Annotated in this window: 13 protein-coding genes, 1 other RNA gene and 2 pseudogenes; 7 read left to right on the plus strand and 9 right to left on the minus strand. The window is 67.4% G+C overall.

The features are described from left to right. The first annotated feature begins 3 nt into the window (after window positions 1–3). The 3 genes and pseudogenes from RUTHE_RS03540 to RUTHE_RS03550 all read left to right on the plus strand — a co-directional run bounded on the left by RUTHE_RS03540 (window position 4) and on the right by RUTHE_RS03550 (window position 3,402). Entirely contained in the window at window positions 4–759 is a 756-nt protein-coding gene (locus RUTHE_RS03540; protein WP_021096901.1) for a cytochrome c biogenesis CcdA family protein, read from the plus strand. Between the two features lie 40 nt (window positions 760–799). Continuing rightward, window positions 800–2,049, plus strand: a pseudogene (locus RUTHE_RS03545) (hypothetical protein). Continuing rightward, a pseudogene (locus RUTHE_RS03550) lies at window positions 2,046–3,402 on the plus strand (cytochrome P450). Before RUTHE_RS03545 ends, RUTHE_RS03550 begins: the two co-directional pseudogenes overlap by 4 nt. Window positions 3,403–3,552: 150 nt before the next feature. Here the strand turns inward: RUTHE_RS03550 and RUTHE_RS03555 are convergent. The 8 genes from RUTHE_RS03555 to edd form a co-directional block, all read right to left on the minus strand. Next, window positions 3,553–3,771 carry a ribbon-helix-helix domain-containing protein gene (locus RUTHE_RS03555; RefSeq protein ID WP_021096905.1) on the minus strand — a complete coding sequence of 73 codons (219 nt, stop codon included), beginning with the start codon at window positions 3,769–3,771 and terminating at the stop codon, window positions 3,553–3,555. Next, window positions 3,771–4,022 carry a DUF4169 family protein gene (locus RUTHE_RS03560; protein ID WP_342662203.1) on the minus strand — a complete coding sequence of 84 codons (252 nt, stop codon included), beginning with the start codon at window positions 4,020–4,022 and terminating at the stop codon, window positions 3,771–3,773. Before RUTHE_RS03560 ends, RUTHE_RS03555 begins: the two co-directional genes overlap by 1 nt. Beyond that, entirely contained in the window at window positions 4,019–5,410 is a 1,392-nt protein-coding gene (gene fumC / locus RUTHE_RS03565) for a class II fumarate hydratase (RefSeq protein ID WP_021096907.1), read from the minus strand. The genes RUTHE_RS03560 and fumC overlap by 4 nt, the downstream gene beginning before the upstream one ends. Window positions 5,411–5,472: 62 nt before the next feature. Continuing rightward, a complete protein-coding gene (locus RUTHE_RS03570) occupies window positions 5,473–5,946 on the minus strand; it encodes an SspB family protein (protein ID WP_021096908.1) in 474 nt (157 codons plus the stop codon). Between the two features lie 63 nt (window positions 5,947–6,009). Then, window positions 6,010–7,293: a chromate efflux transporter gene (gene chrA, locus RUTHE_RS03575; RefSeq protein ID WP_021096909.1), complete on the minus strand. Its 1,284-nt coding sequence runs from the start codon at window positions 7,291–7,293 to the stop codon at window positions 6,010–6,012. Window positions 7,294–7,573: 280 nt separating this feature from the next. Then, window positions 7,574–7,930: a transfer-messenger RNA gene (gene ssrA / locus RUTHE_RS15435) on the minus strand. Window positions 7,931–7,989: 59 nt separating this feature from the next. Further along, window positions 7,990–8,637, minus strand: coding sequence for a bifunctional 4-hydroxy-2-oxoglutarate aldolase/2-dehydro-3-deoxy-phosphogluconate aldolase (gene eda, locus RUTHE_RS03580; RefSeq protein WP_021096910.1), 648 nt, complete (start codon window positions 8,635–8,637; stop codon window positions 7,990–7,992). A 25-nt stretch (window positions 8,638–8,662) separates the two neighbouring features. Continuing rightward, window positions 8,663–10,465, minus strand: a complete 1,803-nt coding sequence (gene edd / locus RUTHE_RS03585) for a phosphogluconate dehydratase (protein WP_021096911.1) — start codon at window positions 10,463–10,465, stop codon at window positions 8,663–8,665. A gap of 149 nt (window positions 10,466–10,614) precedes the next feature. Here edd and RUTHE_RS03590 point away from each other — a divergent pair, with 149 nt between their 5' ends. Then, window positions 10,615–11,817, plus strand: a complete 1,203-nt coding sequence (locus RUTHE_RS03590) for an RSP_2647 family RNA methyltransferase (protein WP_021096912.1) — start codon at window positions 10,615–10,617, stop codon at window positions 11,815–11,817. Beyond that, window positions 11,814–12,365 (plus strand): RSP_2648 family PIN domain-containing protein, encoded by a 552-nt coding sequence (locus RUTHE_RS03595; protein ID WP_021096913.1) that lies wholly within the window; start codon window positions 11,814–11,816, stop codon window positions 12,363–12,365. The genes RUTHE_RS03590 and RUTHE_RS03595 overlap by 4 nt, the downstream gene beginning before the upstream one ends. Here RUTHE_RS03595 and RUTHE_RS03600 read toward each other — a convergent pair. Then, complete coding sequence (locus RUTHE_RS03600) at window positions 12,355–12,942, minus strand: retropepsin-like aspartic protease family protein (RefSeq protein ID WP_021096914.1); 588 nt, start codon at window positions 12,940–12,942, stop codon at window positions 12,355–12,357. The genes RUTHE_RS03595 and RUTHE_RS03600 overlap by 11 nt on opposite strands. Before the next feature lie 337 nt (window positions 12,943–13,279). Between RUTHE_RS03600 and ftsW the strand changes: the two genes are divergently transcribed. Next, window positions 13,280–14,461, plus strand: coding sequence for a putative lipid II flippase FtsW (gene ftsW / locus RUTHE_RS03605; RefSeq protein WP_021096915.1), 1,182 nt, complete (start codon window positions 13,280–13,282; stop codon window positions 14,459–14,461). Next, entirely contained in the window at window positions 14,458–15,561 is a 1,104-nt protein-coding gene (locus RUTHE_RS03610) for a UDP-N-acetylglucosamine--N-acetylmuramyl-(pentapeptide) pyrophosphoryl-undecaprenol N-acetylglucosamine transferase (protein ID WP_021096916.1), read from the plus strand. The genes ftsW and RUTHE_RS03610 overlap by 4 nt, the downstream gene beginning before the upstream one ends.

Below are 15,561 nucleotides of genomic sequence, written 5' to 3' on the forward strand. Positions count from 1 at the left end.
GCCATGCTCACATCCGATCTCATCCTCGATGCAACTCTCCTGCCGGCGATGGCAGTCGCCCTTTTCGGGGGGGTGCTGTCCTTCCTTTCGCCCTGCGTCCTGCCCATCGTCCCGCCTTACCTCGCCTATATGAGCGGCATGACGATGGGAGAGCTTTCGCGGACCCGGGGGGCGCCACGACAGGTTCTGACGGCCGCCGCCTTCTTCGTGCTGGGCCTCTCAACCGTGTTCCTGCTGCTTGGTGCGGCAGCCTCTGCCCTCGGGCGTGCGCTGCTGCAATGGCAGGACTGGTTCGTGCCGTTGGCCGGTGCCGTCATCATGCTGTTCGGTCTTCATTTTCTCGGGATCTTCCGGATCCCGATCCTGGCGCGGGAGAGGCGGATCGAGGCGGGCGATCGCGGCGGCTCGGCCCTCGGGGCTTATGTCCTGGGCCTCGCCTTCGCCTTTGGCTGGACTCCCTGCCTTGGCCCGATCCTTGGAGCGATCCTCGGGATTGCGGCGACGGAGGCAAGCCTGGCCAGAGGCACAGTGCTCCTTGCCGCCTATGCCGTCGGCCTCGGTATCCCCTTCCTGCTGGCCGCGGCTTTCTTCCCACGGCTCGGCAAGACGATGGACGGCTTGCGGCCCCATATGGGCCGGATCGAGACGCTCTCCGGGCTTCTGCTGTGGACCGTGGGACTGCTGATGATGACAGGGCAGTTCACGGCTCTGTCCTTCTGGCTGCTCGAAACCTTTCCGGTTCTCGGATCGGTCGGCTGATGCCTTACCTTCGCCATGCTCCATCACTAACCATGCAGGCATGGACAGGGTCGAAGGCAGGGCCGTCGCGCGGCGCCGGGTGTTCTACATTCCCGGCTACGACCCCCATCATCCCCGACGCTATTACGAATTGTATCGTCAGGAAGGGCCGGCCCAGGCGGCCATTTCCGGCTATGTGATCGAAACATCGCCAAAGCGCGGCGCCCGGCCCTTCGGCTGGAAGGCCACGGGGCACATGGATGGCCGGCAGACGGAGGCGGACTTCAGCGTCCTGATGTGGTCCGACATCGTGCGCGAATCGATGAACACCGGTATTGTCGGCACTTATGTCCAGATGCTGCGGACGCTCTGGATCTATGTCTCATCGGGGGCCCTCTGGCGTCTGATGGGCCTGCGCAAGGGCCCCGTCATTGCCGCGCTCTATCCGCCACTGATGCTGATCGGGCAGGGGGCGGTTGCAGTCGGTCTGGGCCTTCTGGCCGGCTGGGCTGCCGCGCAGGGGGTGGAGGCTTCTGGGCTCGGAGGGCGGACAGCTGCCCGCCTTGTCGGGGGGATCGCTGCCCTGGGCCTTGCGGTGGCCGTCCTGCAGTGGTTCCGGCGCAAGGATGCCAGGCTCTTTGCCTATTACCTGCTGCATGACTATGCCTTTTCCGCCCGCTGAGGGGGGCCAATCCCCCGGCGCTGGAGCAGCGGCTGGGCGAGTTCCGCCAGGCGATCGCCGAGGCCCTGCAGGAAGACGGAATCGACGAGGTGCTGCTTGTCGGACATTCCTCCGGTGCCCATCTCGCGGTTTCGGTCATGGCCGATCTGGTCCGTTTGCAGGATCTGTCCCCCCGGAACGGACCCGCGCTGGGGCTTCTGACCCTGGGGCAGGTCATCCCGATGATGTCCTTCCTGCCTGAAGCTCACCGCCTCCGGGGCGATCTGGCCTGTCTGGCCGCATGCGACCGCATTGCATGGGTGGATGTCTCTGCGCCGGGCGACGGCTGTGCCTTTGCGCTGTGCGATCCGGTGGCCGTGTCCGGAGTCCGGCCGCCCGGCGCGTGCTGGCCTCTGGTCATTTCCGCCGCCTTCACCCGGACCCTGTCCCCCGAACGATGGAAGCGGTTGCGCTGGCGCTTCTTCCGGCTCCACTTCCAGTATCTCTGCGCCTTCGATCATCCCGGCGATTACGACTATTTCCGTATCACGGCCGGTCCTCGCACCTTGCGGGACCGCTTTGCCGGGCGGCCTCCCTCGCGGTCGCGGATCGAACGGCCTGTCTCGCCCCACAGGTCGGTGGCGGCATGATCCGCCCCCCGAAACCGGCATCGAGGCCTGACCGGGTCTCTCTGCTGCGCTATCTGCGCCTGTTCCGCCGCGACATCCTCAGCGCCCAGCCCGCAAGGCTCTATCGCGCCTGGATGGCCGAGTTCCGCACGCCCTTCTTCACCTCCTATCTGGTCAACGATCCGGCCCTGCTGCGACGGGTGCTGGATGAATGTCCCGGCCAGTTCCCCAAATCCGACCGGATCGGGGCGGGGCGTCCGGCCGCTTCTGGGCCAGTCCGTCTTCGTGACGAACGGAAAACAGTGGGAACGCCAGCGCCGGATCATCGACCCCGCCCTCGAGGGCGGACGGCTGCGCGAGACCTTTCCGGCCCTGCATGCCGCAGGGGCAGCCGCCGCAGGACGGATCGCGAGGCTTGCGGATGGCCGGCCTTTCGATATCGAACCCGAGGCCAGCCATGCCGCGGCCGATGCCATCTTCCGGACGCTGTTCTCGATCCCCATCGAGGATCACACCGCAACGGCCGTCTTCGAGGCATTCCGTCAGCATCAACGGACGCAGCCGCTCCTCAACCTCGCCGCCTTCGTGCCCCTGCCGTCCTGGTTCCCGCGCTTTCACCGATGGCGGACGCTGGCAACCGCGCGGAAGATCCGCCGCCTCATTGGCGGTCTGACCCGTGATCGTGCAAAGGCCATCGAGGAGGGCACGGCCCCGGATGATCTCGCAACCAAGATCATGACGACGCGCGATCCTCTGTCCGGCGAGAGATTCGCCTGGCAGGAGATGGTCGATCAGGTGGCAATCTTCTTCCTGGCTGGGCATGAGACATCGGCCTCGGCCCTGTCATGGGCGCTCTGGCTGCTGGCTGCCCATCCCGAATGGCAGGACCGTGCCGCCGCTGAGGCCATGGCCTATGACGACAGTTTTGCCGGCCTGGGAAAGCTTCGCGTCTGCCGGGATGTGTTCCGCGAAGCCTTGCGGCTTTATCCGCCGGTTCCGATGATGGTGCGCGAGGCCGCCTGTCCCCAGACCTTCCGGGGCAGGGCGGTCGCCAGGGGGGCCCAGATCGTGCTGTCCCCTTGGCATCTCCATCGCCATGAACGGATCTGGACCGAGCCGGACCGCTTTGATCCCGGCCGCTGGAATACCGAAGACGGCCGTCATTGCGCGCGCGAAGCCTATCTGCCCTTTTCGCGCGGCCCCCGGGTCTGTCCGGGGGCAGGGTTCGCCATGGTCGAAGGGCCGCTGTTCCTGGCTCTCCTCCTCCGACGGATCCGGTTCCATGTCGATGAGACCCGCCTTCCCGTTCCGGTTGCCCATCTGACGGTCAGGGGGCGAGACGGGATCTGGCTGAGGGGAACCCCACGATCCTGATCGGCACCGGTCCGTCCGGACAGGGACGCGCAGCGGCTGTCTGTCGGCAACAGGCCGGCGACCCTTCATGAGGGATCGCCCGCATGGGCCGCGGTCATTCGGCCCTTGGTCTGACGGAACGGTGCCGGGGCAGGCGGCCCATCCGGGGGCTCAGTGCCGCGACAGGGCCCAGCGGAGCAGCCAGACCCGGATCGCGGAGGCCAGAGCCGTTTCTGGGTCGCGCTCTTCGTCGATGCGCGTGCAGAGGGCGTTTACCGAGAGCCCCTCGGCCCGGGCAGCCTCCTGAAGCACCTCCCAGAACGCATCCTCGAGCGATACAGAGGTGCGATGACCATGCAGGGTCAGTGAGCGTTTCCGGGGGGCGCCCATCACGTCTCGCGTTTCAGGGCATCCAGATCACGCTGGGCCTTCTCGTTGCGCATTGCTTCCAGACGCTTCTGGGCCCTGGTCCGTCCGTATTTCAAGGCATTGGCGTCGGCCCTGCGCTCCTCCCTCGCCCGCTCGCGTGCCTTGCGGGCCCTGTTCAGGTTGATCGGGGATCCGCTCATGGCACACCTCGGGTCGAAAGGATGGGTCGGTTCGCGCAGGGCCGCCGACAGGACGCCGATGGCGATCCTCACTTCGGCCCCAGCATGTCCTCCGGACGCACGACGCGATCGAAGGTTTCCGCATCGACGAAGCCGAGGCGGATGGCCTCTTCGCGGAGCGTGGTGCCGTTCCTGTGGGCCGCCTTGGCGACTTCGGCCGCCTTGTCATAGCCGATGGTGGGGGCCAGCGCGGTGACCAGCATCAGCGATTCCCGCATCAGCCGGCTGATGCGCTCCTCGTCCGCCTCGATTCCGGCCACGCAGTGATCGGTGAAGGCGCGCGCCGCATCCCCCAGAAGCTGCATGGATTGCAGCACATTGTAGGCGATCATGGGCTTCATGACGTTCAGCTCGAACTGCCCCTGCGATCCGGCAATGCCCACGGCCGCATCGTTGCCCATGACATGGACGCAGACCATCGTGATGGCTTCGACCTGGGTCGGATTGACCTTGCCGGGCATGATGGACGAGCCGGGTTCGTTCTCGGGCAGGCGCAGTTCGCCCAGACCGCAGCGCGGGCCGGAGCCGAGCATGCGGATGTCATGGGCGATCTTGTAGATGCCTGCCGCTGCCCCGCGAATCGCGCCGGACAGCGCGACAAGCGCGTCATGCGTGGCAAGAGCCTCGAACTTGTTGGGGGCGGTGACAAAGGGCAGCCCCGTCATCTCCGCAAGGCGGCGGGCGATCTCCTCGCCCCAGCCCTTGGGGCTGTTGAGACCTGTCCCCACCGCGGTCCCGCCCTGGGCGAGCTCGTAAACATCGGGCAGGGCGCGTTCGATCCGCTCGATGGCCTTGCGGAGCTGATGGGCGTAGCCGCCGAATTCCTGCCCGAGCGTGAGGGGCGTGGCGTCCATTGTGTGGGTGCGGCCGATCTTGATGATATGGGCAAAGGCCGCAGCCTTGGCCTCCAGCGCGGCCAGCAGATGGCGCAGACCCGGCAGCAGGACATCCCGGGCCGTCATCGCCGCGGCAACATGCATCGCCGTCGGATAGGTGTCGTTCGAAGACTGCCCCATGTTGACATGGTCGTTCGGATGCACGGGGGATTTGGACCCCATCCTGCCGCCCAGCATCTCGATCGCGCGGTTCGCGATGACCTCATTGGCATTCATGTTGGTCTGGGTGCCGGATCCGGTCTGCCAGACGACAAGGGGGAAATGATCGTCGAGACGGCCTTCGGCTACCTCGCTTGCCGCGGCGATGATGGCATCGGCCACGGCCGGATCGAGCGCGCCCCTGGCCTTGTTGGCCTCTGCACAGGCCCGCTTGATCAGGCCGAGCGCCCGGATGATCGCCACGGGCTGCTTCTCCCAGCCGATGGGGAAATTCCGGATGGAGCGCTGGGTCTGTGCCCCCCAGTAGCGGTCAGCCGGCACCTCGATGGGGCCAAAGCTGTCGGTCTCGGTGCGGGTCGCGGTCATGGCTCGTCCCCCTCGGTATGCCGTTGCATGCCGGATAGCGCGGGTTGCCGCCGGACGGAAGGCTACTTGCGGAACTTGTCGAGGCTGACGATTTCTGCCTGGCCCCGGGGTTCGCCGCGACGCTCCTCGCGAGGAGAGGGTTCGGGCTCCGGCTCGGGAGCGGCATGATGGGTGCTTGCCTGCGTCTCGAAGCGCAGGCCGAATTCGACTGACGGATCGACGAAGGTCTTGATCGCGTCATAGGGGACATACAGGGGTTCGGGGCTGTCGCCGAAATTGAGCGTGACGGAAAAGCCCTCTGCCGTCGCCTCCAGATCCTTGAACCAGTGCTGGAGGACGATGGTCATCTCGTTCGGATAGCGGTCTGAGAGCCAGTCGGCCAGCTCGACATCCGGGTGTTGCGTGTCGAAGGTGATGAAGAAGTGATGATTCCCGGGCAGCCCTTCTTCGGCCACCTGTGCCAGCACGTCATGGATGAGGCCACGCATGGCCCGGTGCATGAGTGTGCCGTAGTCGATCGTGCGGCCTTGCGGCATCGGAAAATCCCCCGGTAACCTTGCGGGGAATCATAAGGCATTCGCCGGAAGTCGGAAGGGGTGTCAGCCGGCACCGGCCAGGTGAAGAAGGCCGGCCGCGGCCGAGACCATCATCAAGGTCGGGATCATCGGCAGGCCGCGTATCAGCAGAAGCCAGCAGGCAAGCAGGACAAGACCGGTTGCCAGCGGCTGCAGGCTGCCGATGTCGGGCCAGGCCATCCGGATCGGGCCGGCCGTGACGGTTCCGACACTGCCGAAGGCCACATGGATGGCGAACAGGAAGGACAGGTTTGCGATGACGCCGACCACTGCGGCCATGATCGCGGCGAGGGCGCTTCGCAGCCGGGGCTGGGCATTCAGCCAGTCCACAAAGGGCGCGCCGGCCAGGATCCAGATGAAGCACGGGACGAAGGTCACCCACAGCGCCATCAACCCGCCCATGGCGGCGAGCGAGGGACTTCCCTGGTTGAGACCGGCAAGGATGGCCACGAAGGTCGTGACAAGGATCAGGGGGCCAGGGGTTGTTTCGGCCAGTCCCAGCGCATCCATCAGTTGCGGGGTCGTGACCCAGCCGCGAATCTCGACCACCTCCTGGGCCAGATAGCCCAGAACGGCATAGGCGCCGCCGAAGGTCACGACCGCCAGCCGGGAATAGAAAAGGCCGATCTCCTGCAGCAGAGGCGAGTCTGTCAGCGTCGCCCACAGAACCGGCATCCACCAGAGGACCAGTCCCACTATCGTGATGATCGCCGCGAAGGTCACGGAAACAGGGCGGGCCGTCGGGAATGCGCGATCCGAGGTCGCAAGGAACCCGAAGAGGCCGGCAAGGAGGACGACAAGCGGAAAGGGCATGGCCAGGGCGACCAGGCCCAGGAAGGAAAGGGCTGCGATCAGCCGATCCCGGTGGGACCTCAGCGCCCGCCGCGTCATTCCTGCGATGGCCCCCAGGACGATTGCGACCACCGTGGCCTTGATCCCGAGGAACATGGCCGCAACGAGGGGATGGCGGATCAGCGCGCCATAGGCGAATGCGAGAAGGAAGATCATCGCGGCGCCCGGCAGCACGAACAGACCGCCCGCCACCAGACCGCCCCGGATGCCGCCCAGTCTCCATCCGGCATAGGTCGCAAGCTGCATCGCTTCGGGGCCGGGCAGCATCATGCAGAACGAGAGCGCACGCAGGAACTCCTCTTCCGCAAGCCAGCCGCGTCTGGCCACCAGCTCGCGATGCATCAGGGCGATCTGTCCGGCCGGACCACCGAAGGAGACCATGCCGACATGCAGGAACAGGCGGGCGATTTCACCCAGACCGGGCGGCGTGCGCGGGAGGCCTGATTCGGTGGACATGGAACCCTGTCATCCTCATCGGTCTGTGGGCAGGGGAAGAAGAAACAGGCGGATCAGAGGGACAACAGGGGCCGCCGGATGGCAGGGCTTCCCGATCGGACTTCCGATCTGGCAGGAAATCTGGCAGGGGCAGGCCGCGTGGCCGGAGGGCGCCGGGCTGGCAACCCGGCATGTCACGACGGCAAGGGACGGCATCGATTCCCGAGCCCCATGTTCCGATGATGCAGCATGTGATGCAGCATGCGGGGATCGCCAGGGAAGGGAAATCGGAAGGGAAGGGAGTGCAGGCTTCTGTTGCCAGGTGCCTGCGAACCCCGCCTGAGGGGCTTAATCCCCAGGACTTTGGCTCAGGTCTCTACCGCCGAATCAGGCGGCGAGGGCCATCGCCGGAGCACGGTTGTCGTTGGCAACTATGCAGTTTGCACCGATAACGGTGGTCGCTCACCGGGACAAAGCCACGCCTTTACACGTTCGTCGATCCTGTTTCGGCCCCCTGGTCCCCCCAACGAGAGGCATCTGGTGGAGCCGCCGGGTACCGCCCCCGGGTCCGATCCGCTTATTCCGCGCGCGTTTATGCCCATAGTCCGGTTGCCCGGACAGCCGGAACATAGGATGTCGGGGCGGCTCGCACAAGGGTCCGTCCCTCGACCCGGGCCGGGCGAGCCGCGATGGGGGGCAGCGCTGTTCCCGGTCGGATCAGCGGGCCGGGCGCAGGGACGATGCCTCTCGCGCGAGCTGGCGGATCCTGTCCCAGTCCCCGGCGCGCACCCGGTCGTCCGGCGCCACCCAGGAGCCGCCGACACACAGCACATTCGACAGGGCAAGATAGCTGGCCGCATTGTCGGGGCCGATTCCGCCCGTTGGGCAGAACCGGACCCTCGGCAGCGGCCCGGCCCAGGCCCGCAAGGTGGCCGGGCCTCCGTTCGCCTCGGCGGGAAAGAACTTCTGGACCGTATATCCCCGCTCGAGCAGGGCCATGGATTCGGACGGGGTGGCGGCGCCCGGCAGGAGGGGCAGGTCATGCGCTTCGCAGGCCTCGATCAGGCGCGGCGTGGCGCCAGGCGAAACGCCGAAGGCGGCACCGGCTTCCTTGGCGGCGACGACATCTGCCTCTGTCAGAAGCGTGCCAGCGCCGACGACTCCTCCCTCGATCTGCGCCATCGCCCGGATGGCCTCCAGGGCGGCAGGGGTGCGAAGCGTGATTTCCAGCACCGGGAGGCCTCCCTCAATCAGGGCACGGGCAAGGCCGGGCGCATGACTGGCGTCCCGGATCACCAGCACGGGGATCACGGGGGCCAGTCCGCAGACCCGTGCGACCAGTTCGGATGCCTGTTCAGGCGTCATGCTGCCATCTCCATGTCTGTGGTCATCAGAGGATGACCGATGCGCCTTCAGTGGCCGGTCTGACTTCGCGACGGAAGAGTTCGAACAGGCTCCGCCCCGGATCCTGGGGCCCTGTGGCCTGCCGGGGATCGGCCGGCGAACGATCGGACAGGTCGGCCAGCACCTCGAGCCGTCCCGCCATGGCATCCACACGGATCATGTCGCCGTCGCGCAACAGGGCCAGCGGTCCGCCGGCAGCGGCCTCGGGACTGACATGGATGGCGGCGGGAACCCGGCCGGAGGCGCCGGACATCCGGCCGTCGGTGACCAGTGCGACGCGATGACCGCGATCCTGCAGGACCGAGAGCACGGGAGTCAGGGCGTGGAGTTCCGGCATCCCGTTGGCCGATGGCCCCTGATGCGTGACGACGACCACGACATCGCCATCGAGCGAGCCGGATCGGAAGGCCGCCTTGACCTCTTCCTGCGTCCGGAAGAGGCGGGCGGGCGCCTCGATCACATGGCGGTCTGCCGGAACGGCGGAAACCTTCATCACCGCCGTGCCGAGATTGCCGGTCAGCCGCACAAGCCCGCCGCTGGGCTGGAAGGGATCCGCCACGGGCCGCAGGATGCGGTCATTTTCCGTCCTGCGCGGCCCCTCCTGCCAGACCAGCTTTCCATCGCGGAGCACGGGGGTCCGCGTATAGGGTGTCAGGCCGTCTCCGGCCACGGTGACGACATCTTCGTGAAGAAGCCCGGCAGCCAGCATCTCGGCGATCAGAAACTGCAATCCGCCGGCGGCATGGAAATGGTTCACATCGGCCAGACCATTGGGATAGACCTTCGCCATCAGGGGCACGGCGGCCGAGATGTCGGCAAAGTCCTCAAGATCGAGGAGGATCCCGGCTGCCCGTGCCATGGCCGGCAGATGGATCACGAGATTGGTCGAGCCCCCGGTCGCCATCAGACCGGCGATCCCGTTCACGAAGGCCCTTTCGTCAAGGACATGGGCCACCGGACGCCAGTCGTTGCCCAGCGCCGTGATGCTCAGGGCGCGCTCCACCGCCGCCACGGTCAGTGCCTCGCGCAGGGGGGTGCCGGGATTGACAAAACTGGCACCGGGCAGATGCAGGCCCATGAACTCCATGAGCATCTGGTTGGTGTTCGCCGTCCCGTAGAAGGTGCAGGTGCCGGGCCCGTGATAGGACGCCATTTCTGCCGCCATGAGCTCGGCCCGGGTGGCTTGGCCCGTCTCGAAGCGCTGACGCACACGCGACTTCTCGTCGTTCGGAATGCCGGACGGCATGGGCCCCGAGGGCACGAAGACCGCCGGCAGATGGCCGAATCGGGCGGCGGCCATGACCAGGCCGGGCACGATCTTGTCGCAGATGCCCAGATAAAGCACGGCATCGAAGACATCATGCGAGAGCGCCACGGCAGAGGCCAGCGCGATCACATCACGCGAGAAGAGGGACAGTTCCATCCCCCACCGGCCCTGCGTTACGCCGTCGCACATCGCCGGCACGCCGCCGGCGACCTGAGCAGTCCCGCCCGCCCGGCGGGCTGTCTCGCGGATGAGGGCGGGATAGCTCTCATAGGGCTGATGGGCCGACAGCATGTCGTTGTAGGCCGTCACGATACCCAGATGGGGGGCCCGCGTTTCCACGAGCCGATCCTTGTCGGCCTCCATGGCGGCATAGGCATGGGCCTGATTGCCGCAGGACAGATGGGCCCGCTTCGGCCCTTCGGCACGGGCGCGTTCCACGGCGTCCAGATACTGCCGCCGGCTTTCGGCAGAGCGGCGGCGGATGCGATCCGTCACGGCGGCGATGCGGGGATCGAGCGGCATCGGGCCTCTCCTTCCTGGCTGCATGTCCTGCATAACAGAATCTGTTAGCGCTAACAACTCCTCCCCACGCGTTCCCGCCCCGGTCCCCGGATCGGTCGTCGGCGACAGGGCTTCCGGTCGGCTGGGCCGGAGGATAAGGCTGCGCCATCATGGTCGCCCTGCGCTCGGATCCGCCTTATCCCGTCGTCCGCCTCTCTCCCCGGGCCGAAGCCCGGGCGATCCGTCACGGCTTTCCCTGGGTCTATGCTGGCGAGCTGGTGATGGATCGCCGGACCGCGTCGCTGGCGCCGGGTGCGCTGGCGGTGCTCGAGGATGCCGAACGGCGGCCGATGGGCGTCGTGACGGTCAATCCCGCCAGCCGGATCCTCTGTCGCGTTCTCGACAACGACCCTGGCGCCGTCATCGATGAGGACTGGATCGCCGTCCGCCTGGCCCGGGCCCTGACGCTCCGCCAGAGCCTGTTCGATGCGCCCTTCTATCGCCTGGTCCATGCCGAGGCCGACGGTCTGCCCGGCGTGGTGATCGATCGCATGGGGGATCTGGCCGTCATCCAGCCCAATGCCGCCTGGGCCGAGAACCATCTGCCCGCGATCGCGAACGCCCTGGTCCGGGTGACGGGCGTGACGCGCATCGTCAAGAACGGATCGGGCCGCACGCGCGCCCTCGAAGGACTGACCGAGGAGACCCACATGGTCCGGGGCGAGGCCCCGGATGGCCCGGTCCCGGTGCCGATGAACGGGGCCATCTATCTTGCGGATGTTCTGGGGGGACAGAAGACCGGGCTGTTCTACGATCAGCGGTTCAATCACGCTCTTGCCAGCCGTCTTGCCGCCGGCGGCCGCGTTCTCGATGTCTTCTGTCATGTCGGCGGCTTCGGGCTTGCCGCGTTGGCTGGCGGCGCGCGCGAAGCCCTGCTCGTCGATTCCTCGGCCGCGGCCCTGGCCCTGGCCGAGCAGGGCGCCGAGCGGATGGGTCGGCGCGTTACGACACGGCGGGGGGATGCCTTCGCCGTCATGGAGGACCTTGCGGCAGCGGGAGAGCAGTTCGACCTCGTCGTCTGCGATCCGCCTGCCTTCGCCCCTTCGAAGGCGGCGCTCGATGCGGGGCTGCGTGCCTATGAACGCGTGGCCCGGCTTGCCGCGCCGCTGGTCCGCGAGGGCGGGATCCTCGTGCTGTGTTCCTGCTCCCATGCGGCCGATCTGGCCCGGTTCCGGGCAGCCTGTGCCCGCGGCATCGGGCGGGCCGGTCGGCGGGGCCCGGTGATCCATACCGGCTTTGCCGGGCCGGATCACCCGATTCTGCCGCATCTGACCGAACAGGGTTACCTCAAGGCCCTGTTCTTCAGACTGTGAAGGTCTTCCTCGACGCCTGCGTCCTCTACCCGACGGTCCTGCGCGAGATCCTGCTGGGCTGCGCGGCCCGGCAGCTTTTCACTCCGCTCTGGTCGGACCGGGTGCTGGAGGAATGGGCCCGGGCGGCGGCACGGCTCGGCCCGGCTGCGGAAGAGCTGGCGCGCAGCGAGATCGCCGCAGCCCGGCGGATGTTTCCGGCCGCCGAAGTGACCCGCTTCGGAGGCCTGGAGCGGCGCCTGTGGTTGCCCGATCCGGGGGATGTCCATGTCCTGGCGGCAGCCGTCGCAGGTTCGGCCGATGCCATCCTGACCTGGAATGCCATGGATTTTCCCCGCGGCCTTCTGGCGGAAGAAGGGCTGATGCGCCTCGATCCGGATCATTTCCTCGTCGGTCTGGCCGAAAGCGCGCCTGCCGATGTGAGCGCTGTTGTCGCAGCCTCCGTCCGCGAGGCGACGCGCCTGTCGGGTGAGGAATGGACGGCAGGCCGGCTCCTGAGAAAGGCCCGGCTGCCGCGGCTGGCCAGGACGCTGACGCGGATCAGCGGATGAGCCGCAGCCTGTTGCCCGCGATCTCGATGCGATCAAAGCGGGCGAGATAGCCCATCCCCAGCAGCGAGGCATCAAGTTGTCCGTCCGTGACCACGGCCGGCACAGTCTCGTCCACGATTCCCTCCAGATCCATCCGGGCCAGCGTGATCCGCGCCGTTCGGACCGGGCCGTTCGCCGTCATGGCGGCACCCGCAAATGACAGCGATTCCGGGTCTATCCCCGCCGCCTCGGCATCGCGCCGGGACAGCACGATGTCCGTGGCCCCGGTATCGACCGTGAACATGACAGGGGAACCGTTGACCAGAATCCGCACCTGGTAATGCCCGTCCGGCCCGAGGGGGATTTCCACGATGCGCCCCGTCGTCGAGCTCAGGACCTGCTGGCGGGGCACGACCGTCGAACGGATCTCCGGCCACAGGCCGATGATGGCGATCACGCCCAGAAAGATCAGCACCCAGATCGTGGCCTGCTGCAGCAGGCGAGAGGCGGAAGGACGTGCGGAGGTCAGGAACCATCCCCCGACCGCCACCATCAGGAGGAGGAGATAGAGCAGATGGCCAAGGCTTTCTCCGGTCATGCCTTGCCATGTAGGCGGCCCGCCGTCCCATGTCAGGGGCAGGCTCCCGATCTGCCTGCGATGGCCGACCGGTGCCGGTCCGGGCTGGTGCCGGTCCGGGCTGGTGCCGATGCGGCAGGGGATGATGCACGGAGGGCATATCGGTCCGGCTGAAGGGGATGCCGGGATGAGTCGGATGCCTCGATTCAGGCGGGCAGGGGGTGTTCCGACCCGATTCGCCGTTCCCCGTTTGTCCGGCTGGCGCCATGCGGTGCCTTGGTCTATCCTGATGGCAGAGCCAGGTCATCCCTGGCCGAGATCCGGGCGAACCGGACGGCTTGAGGCAGAGGCAAACTCCATGACGGATCTGGTCCATGGGACGATCCCCGTGCGCGCGGGCGATCCGATCCTTCCCCGGTGGTGGCGGACGCTGGACAAGGCGTCGCTGGGTTGCGTCCTCGGGCTTTTCGGGATCGGGCTTCTGCTGGGGCTGGCAGCCTCGCCGCCGCTGGCTGCACGCAACGGTCTCGAACCCTTTCACTATGTCGAGCGGCAGGCCTTCTTCGGGGCGATAGCCCTGGTCGTCATGCTGGCTGTCTCGATGCTCGAACCCCGGCAGGTGCGGCGGCTTGGCGTGCTGGGCTTTGCGGCCAGCTTTGTCGCGCTGCTTCTGCTGCCCTTCTTCGGGACGGATTTCGGCAAGGGCGCCGTCCGCTGGTATTCCCTCGGCTTTGCCTCCTTCCAGCCCTCCGAATTCCTCAAGCCGGGTTTCGTGGTTCTCAGCGCCTGGCTGATGGCGGCCGCGCATGAGAAGAACGGACCTCCGGGACGGTTGTGGTCCTTCGTCCTCGCGGTTCTGGTGGTGTCGCTGCTGGCCCTCCAGCCGGATTTCGGTCAGGCCGCGCTGGTGCTGTTCTCCTGGGGGGTCCTCTACTTCGTGGCCGGGGCCCCGATGACCTTGCTGATGATCCTGGCCGGGTGCGTGGCCTTTGCGGGAACCGTCGCCTACGAGAAGTCCGAGCATTTCGCCCGCCGGATCGACGGGTTCCTGTCGCCCGAGGTGGACCCGAGAACCCAGCTCGGCTACGCGACCAACGCGATCCGCGAAGGGGGATTCTTCGGTGTGGGCGTGGGCGGGGGCGAGGTGAAATGGTCCCTGCCGGACGCCCATACCGATTTCATCATTGCCGTGGCGGCCGAGGAATACGGCCTGATCCTGGTGGTATGCATCATTGGGCTCTATGCGACAGTCGTCATCGGTTCGCTGCTGCGCCTTTCGCGCGAGCGGGATCCCTTCATCCGTCTGGCCGGAACCGGACTGGCCTGTGTCTTCGGGGTGCAGGCCATGATCAACATGGGCGTCGCGGTCCGCCTCCTTCCGGCCAAGGGGATGACGCTGCCCTTCGTCAGCTATGGCGGTTCCTCCCTGATTGCCGGAGGCATCGCCATGGGCATGCTTCTGGCGATGACGCGCAGCCGCCCGCAAGGCCAGATGGGCGACATCCTGGGGGCAAGGCGCCGGCTGGGGGCGGACGCATGACTCCCCGCCTCGTGATTGCCGCAGGAGGAACGGGCGGTCACATGTTTCCGGCTCAGGCCCTGGCCGAGGTGATGCTGGCGCGCGGCTGGCAGGTGACATTGTCCACCGATGCCAGAGGCATGCGCTATGCGGCCGGTTTTCCTGCCGAAGTCCGGCGCGAGGTCGTCCTGTCCGCGACACCGGCGCGCGGCGGCCTGGCCGGCCGCATCGCAGTGCCCTTCCGGGTCGGCGCCGGGGTGCTGGCGGCCCTCGGACGGATGGGGGTCGGCCGCCCGTCCGTGGTGGCCGGATTCGGCGGCTATCCCACGATTCCGGCCCTGTCGGCGGCTCTGGCGCTTCGGGTTCCGGCCCTGATCCACGAACAGAACGGCGTGCTGGGCCGCGTCAACCGCGTCTTTGCTCCGCGCGTGGCGGCCGTGGCCTGCGGAACCTGGCCCACGGTCATGCCAGCCGGCGTGCAGACGATTCATGTCGGCAATCCCGTGCGAGGCGCGATCCTTGCGCGTGCCGGGACGCCCTATCCCTCTCCCGCAGCCGGCCCCATCAGGATTCTCGTCATCGGGGGAAGCCAGGGCGCGCGGGCCCTGTCCGATCTCGTGCCTCCTGCCCTTGCCGCGCTTCCGGAGGATCTGCGGAGCCGCCTGCATGTCAGCCAGCAGGCCCGGGCCGAAGATCTCGGGCGCGTGGTTGCCGCTTATGAGGCCGAGGGGATCGCGGCAGAGATCCGCCCCTTCTTCGACGATGTGGCCGAGAGGATGGCGCGGGCCTCTCTCGTGATCGCACGGGCCGGGGCATCCACGATCGCAGATCTGACGGTCATCGGCCGCCCGGCCGTCCTGATTCCCTATCCCCATGCCGCAGCCGACCATCAGACGGCCAATGCCCGGGCGCTCGAGGCGGCCGGCGGGGCCGTTGTCCTGCCGGAGGCGGAACTCACCGCCGGCGCCCTCACGGCCGTCCTCCGCGACCTCCTCGCGGCGCCGGACCGCGTCGCCCGGATGGCGGCAGCGGCCCTTGCGGCAGGCCGGCCCGATGCGGCCGAGCGTCTGGCGGCGCTTGTGGAGGGACTCGCCAGACGGGAAAAGCAGGGCCGAACATGA

Source organism: Rubellimicrobium thermophilum DSM 16684, assembly GCF_000442315.1.
GTDB classification, from domain to species: domain Bacteria; phylum Pseudomonadota; class Alphaproteobacteria; order Rhodobacterales; family Rhodobacteraceae; genus Rubellimicrobium; species Rubellimicrobium thermophilum.